This is a genomic window from Rhizobium sullae, assembly GCF_900169785.1.
Classification (GTDB): Bacteria; Pseudomonadota; Alphaproteobacteria; order Rhizobiales; family Rhizobiaceae; genus Rhizobium; species Rhizobium sullae.
In genome coordinates this window covers 1-4,914 of sequence record NZ_FWER01000128.1, presented here as the reverse complement: position 1 = coordinate 4,914, position 4,914 = coordinate 1, and the positions used below count along the sequence as shown (strand labels likewise).

The window sequence follows — 4,914 nt, the reverse complement described above, 5'->3', positions numbered from 1 at the left end:
CATGGATTCGCGCACATGCGTGAAGACGTGCATGCGTGTCGCGTTCATCCAGGTAAAGAACGGCTTCTTAGCCTTCACCTGGCGGTCCATGAAGTCCATCGCAGCGGTGCTGGTCTCGTCGTCGATGGTCTCCATCCGCTTCTTCGTCAGCGGTCCGCTATCCTCGATCTTGCCATCGGCCGACGCCTTGATGACGCCGCGTGGCGAGTACGCCTTCAGGAACTCCGCGTCGTCCTTCGGCCAGTAGGGCGCTTCCGGTTCCTCCTCGGCATTCAGGTGATAGAGGTTGCCGAAGAACTCGTCGAAGCCGTGCTTGGTCGGCAGGTACTCGTCGCGGTCCCCTAGATGGTTCTTGCCGAACTGCCCGGTGGCGTAGCCGAGCGGCTTGAGCGCCTGCGCGATCGTAATGTCGCCGGCCTGCAGTCCAACCGGAGCGCCGGGTGCGCCTACTTTGCAAAGACCCGTACGCAGGCAGCTTTGCCCGGTTATAAATGTCGAGCGGCCGGCCGTGCAGGAGTTCTCGGCATAGTAGTCGGTGAACATCATGCCCGCCTTGGCGATGCTGTCGATGTTCGGCGTCTTGTATCCCACGACGCCCATGGAGTACGCGCTGACGTTGGTCTGGCCGACGTCGTCGCCGAAGATCACCAGGATGTTCGGTTTCGAGCCGTCCGCCGCCTGCTGCGCGAAGGCGGGCGAGACGATGGCGACCGAAGTCATGGTCATCGCGACCGCGGCCGTGGCTGCGAGAAATCTTCGATAGACGGGCGTACTCATCACAAGGTTCCTTTCTGCATCTGCGTTCTCAGTCGGATGGCTATGCGAGGCGATACTGCGTCAGGCGCGGCGAAGGGGTAAGCTTGTAACGGTTACATTGCGGACGGCCGGGGGGTAACAGTCGCCCCAACTGCCCGCTACTGGGTCAACGGCGTCGGCTTGCGGTCACTTTCGAGGTCGTTTTCCACCTCGATTCCGGTCGGCTGCCGTTTCCTCATAGGCTGCTCGACGATCGTCAGTGGGGCGGCGACGGCCGCGCCCGCCACGGTGCCTACGGTGCGCGCCGTTCCCCCGACGACTGCGGCGACGCCTTGACCGAGAGAGACGTTGCTGTCCGTCAGCGTCTGCCCGGTCATCAGCCGCTGGCCGATGAGCTGGACGATTTCCGGGCTTTCGGCGAACTTGCCGTGGTGCAGGCTGTCCTCGGTCTTGACCTTCGTCAGATCGATGGACGTGATGCCGGCCTTTTCCAGCCGCGAGCGATATGGCTCCTTCGAGGGATCGATCGCGCCCAGCCGCGACACGTTGCCAGTGATGAAGCTCGACGCCGCGAGCGCCCGGTCGTCCTGCGAGACGAAGATCGTGAACTTCGGCTTGGGCTCGCCCATCTCGACGAACTGCTTGGCGAACACCTGGATGTCGATGTCGGGCGAGGCGAGGATGACGTTGTGTATCTTGGGGTTCACGTGTCCGTCGCGGATACCCATCTGGCGCAGCGCTTCCATTGCCAGCCAGGTACCCATCGAATGCGCGAGGATGGTGATGTCCTTCACGGCCGGATCGGCGGCGAGGACCCGCAGGGACTGCTCAAGCGCCGTGCGCGAATAGTTGGTGCTCTCCTTGTCGTACTCGTATCCGGTGAGCCGCGCGCGTGACGGCCAGGTGAAGAGGATCGGCGTCGCCTGCATGCCGCTGTCATGGACGATCTGCGCCAGGCGGAAGACCGAGTCCTCGTACTTGTTGTTGAACCCGTGGATAAAGACGAGCGCATGCCCGCCCTCGATATGCTGGCGGAACCATGCCCGGCCTTCCGGAATGGTGTCGATCTGCTTGACGCGCGTGACCGCGAAGTCCGTCGAAGGGTTCGGAGGAAGATGACGCGGCCACTGGACGGTGCCCGGTTCGCGCTTAGCAGGAATGGAGACCGCGACGTCCGTCATCGAGGGCTTCGGGCTGCGCTCGCCATTGAAGAGGGTTGCCGGATCGCCAGACGGCTGCCTGGTCGTCGCGACAAGCATATCGACCTGTGCGTTTTTCGGTGTCCCCGCGGCCAGTGCCACCGACTGCATGACGCCGCTCGGGTGTCCGCAGCCGGCCAGCATCGGGAGGAAGCCTATCAGGAGGGAAAGTCGTTGTAGTGGCGCGAGGATTGTCATCGATCTACTGCGCCGCAATGTTCGTGGGCTTTGTGATCGACAGCGGCATGGAGACGGTCAAATAGATGGCATCCCCCTCCGCCCGGTTCTCGACGGCGAACTCATGGAAGTACTTGATCCGCGTGGAGATCGGCAGCTCGCCGGCCTTGAAGGTCCATCCGATCGTCGCGCCAATGGCCGCGACGCGGCCCTTGAAGTCGCTCGAGGCACCGTCGCCGCTGTCTCCCGTGACCTGGTCGTAGTAATAGCCGACGAGGCCGGCGTCGAACTGCTCGTTGAAGTGCTGGACGGCGGCCCACTCGACATGGAACTCGTTGCCGGTGCGGTAGTCGGTGGCGGGGTTCTCGGCATTGAAGGTCATGCCGACCACAGCCGAGAGATCGAGTCCCACCGTCGGGTCCAGCCAAGTACCGCCGACGGAGACGTCCGCGCCCCAGTGGTGGAAGGCGATGTTCGATATCTCGCCGTCCTGGTAGTCGCCGATCGGGACGTTGACGAGCAGACTGGTCTGCCAATGGAAGTTTCCGGCCTCCCAGCCCAGCAGGCCGCCGATGACCGGGTCGCCGAACGTGAAGACCGGATCGGAGATCGATCCGGAAGCTGTGCCACCTAGAGGTCCCGCCAATGTCACGTCGGCGTCCGTGTTTTTCCAGCCGACAGGCAGGGTCGCCGACAGACCGAGATGGCCGCCTGCGATGTCTTCCGGAAGGATCCAGAGCACCGTCGGGACCTCGATGACGGCCGATCCTTCGACGCCGACGGCAAGCCGTCCTCCCGAGGGAAGCGCCTTTCCGCCGCCGAGATCGCCCGTGTACATGTAGATGTCGTTCGAGAAGAACACGCCGGGAGGCGGCGTGATTGCACTTGCGGGAAGCTTCGCGCCAAGCAGATAGAAGCCCGCGCCACCTTCGGCCGCCATCGCCAGGGAAGGAAGCAACGTCACCGCTGCGATGAAGGTCAGCCGTCTGCCAAATTCAGAGGTCATCGAAGTTCTCAATCTCCAAAATTTCTACGAGGCTCAACGTCTGCGGAAGTGTCCGCCGCCACCGTCGTGGAAGCCGCCACCGCCGCCGCGGGAGCCACTAAATTCCCGGCCGCCACCGCCGCCGATCTGCCGTCCGCCGCCGAACTGGCCGATGTCGCGGCGTCCGTAGCTTCGCGACAGATCGCGCTGGTTGCCGACATTCCGAGCGACGCGGTCGACGCCGAGATTGTCAGGGGCGCGTTCGCGGATCTGCCGCCGTGGCGTCACGTTCTGACGGTTTTGCGTTCTATTCTCGACGCGCTCCTTCACTGCGGGACTGTTCTGTACTCGGTTCTGGACCTGCTCCTGTCTGTCTTCCTCGCGCTCGGGAGCGTTCTGGCGGATGCGGTCGGCGGCTTCCGGATGCTTGGACGCGAACTGCTCCCCGGCACTCTTCAGCCCTTCGGTCGCAGGACGGTTCACCGGGTCCCATCCATCCGGAGTGTGCTTCTGCCATTCGCCGTTCTCGCGGCGATAGACGTTGCCGTCGCGCCCCGCATAGATGTCGCCACCCTTTCCGCCGGCGATGAAGCCGCGATCGCCCGAGGAGTTGTGCCAGTGGAGTCCCGCGGCGTTGCCCGTCGATCCGCCGCTGATGCGGGCGAACTCGCCGCCGTGCTTGACGGCTGCGGTGCCCCACGAGCCGTAGACGTTCGNTGATGCGGGCGAACTCGCCGCCGTGCTTGACGGCTGCGGTGCCCCACGAGCCGTAGACGTTCGTCCCGCCGCGGGCGGCGAAAGCGTTGCCCGTCCTTGGATTGTAGGCCGCGACGAAGCCACGCGACCCCGCAGGGCCGGAGATCGCGCCGCCCCTGACGTAGGTACCCGTGCGAGGATTGTAGGCCGCGCCGCCGGCGATGCCGCGATAGGGGCCGTAGGCATATCCGTAGCGGCCGAATGTGCCGAAGGCCGGATTGTAGAAGGCGCCGACGCCGTAGGTGACCGGCCGCGGATAGTAGGGCCAGTAGCCGCCCGACCAGCCGAAATCCCACCATGCGGGATAGGCCCATCCGGTGCCCCAGACGAGGGCGTCCCATGCGAGGTACGCGCCGAGGTAGCCTGCGGTGTAGCCGTACCAGACCGCGTCCGGCTCGGTGTCGTAGACCCTGACATAGGTGACGTTGTAGACGGACGATGAGGGCGGGATCTTATAGACCTCGTCGGGAACCGCCTTCGCCACTTCGAACGGCCCGGTCGGCATGTCGCCGACGAACCAGACGCCGTCCTTCAGCACGAAATACTTGGTCCCGACCTTGATGACCTGCTCGTTCGAGTTCACGGCGTAGGAGAGGGTGGTCCCATCTATCGGTTCGAATTTCGGTTCGCCGCTATAGGCAACATCGACCTTCACCGTGCCGTCGGTCGCCACCCGCGCCATCTGCGGAATGCTGGCTTTCAGGCGGGCCTCGGCACTTTCGGACGTTCCCGGAACGGAAGCCCGTACTGCATAGTAGGAAGCGTCCTGCGGAATATTCTGGAAGTCGGCGGGCAGGCTCGGCGTCGCGAAGGTCCAGGGGCCGTCGAGCGACGCCGCCGAAAACCAGCGGCCGGAAAGCAGCACGTACCATGTCTTGTCCGCAGGCCGATAGAAGACGTCGCTCGTGGTGTTCGACGCCCAGTCCAGCCCCGTGCCCGGCACCTTCTCCAGGGCAGGCTTACCTTCGAAGACGAGGAGTTCCGCTGGCACGTCCGAGTAGAAAACCTTCGGCACGCCGCTCTCGCCGAACTTCGTCGCGG

The 4,914-nt window shown here is 64.3% G+C and carries 4 protein-coding genes; all 4 read right to left on the bottom strand.

Translation table 11 applies throughout. The features are described 5' to 3' along the window. On the bottom strand, positions 1-777 hold a 777-nt coding region (locus tag BN1800_RS39010), incomplete at its 3' end, for a sulfatase-like hydrolase/transferase (protein WP_179214026.1). Positions 778-914: 137 nt separating this feature from the next. Continuing rightward, positions 915-2,153 (bottom strand): alpha/beta hydrolase, encoded by a 1,239-nt coding sequence (locus BN1800_RS39005; protein ID WP_087006215.1) that lies wholly within the window; start codon positions 2,151-2,153, stop codon positions 915-917. 4 nt (positions 2,154-2,157) lie between these two features. After that, on the bottom strand, positions 2,158-3,138 hold the full coding sequence (locus BN1800_RS39000; RefSeq protein WP_087006212.1) for a SphA family protein: 981 nt from the start codon (positions 3,136-3,138) through the stop codon (positions 2,158-2,160). Between the two features lie 33 nt (positions 3,139-3,171). Then, positions 3,172-3,447: a hypothetical protein gene (locus BN1800_RS38995; RefSeq protein WP_087006209.1), complete on the bottom strand. Its 276-nt coding sequence runs from the start codon at positions 3,445-3,447 to the stop codon at positions 3,172-3,174. Between the last annotated feature and the right edge of the window lie 1,467 nt (positions 3,448-4,914).

Bases quoted from the DNA above. Each gene is read 5' to 3' on its own strand.
- BN1800_RS39005 (WP_087006215.1), bottom strand. From the start codon at position 2,153: ATGACAATCCTCGCGCCACTACAACGACTTTCCCTCCTGATAGGCTTC.
- BN1800_RS39000 (WP_087006212.1), bottom strand. From the start codon at position 3,138: ATGACCTCTGAATTTGGCAGACGGCTGACCTTCATCGCAGCGGTGACG.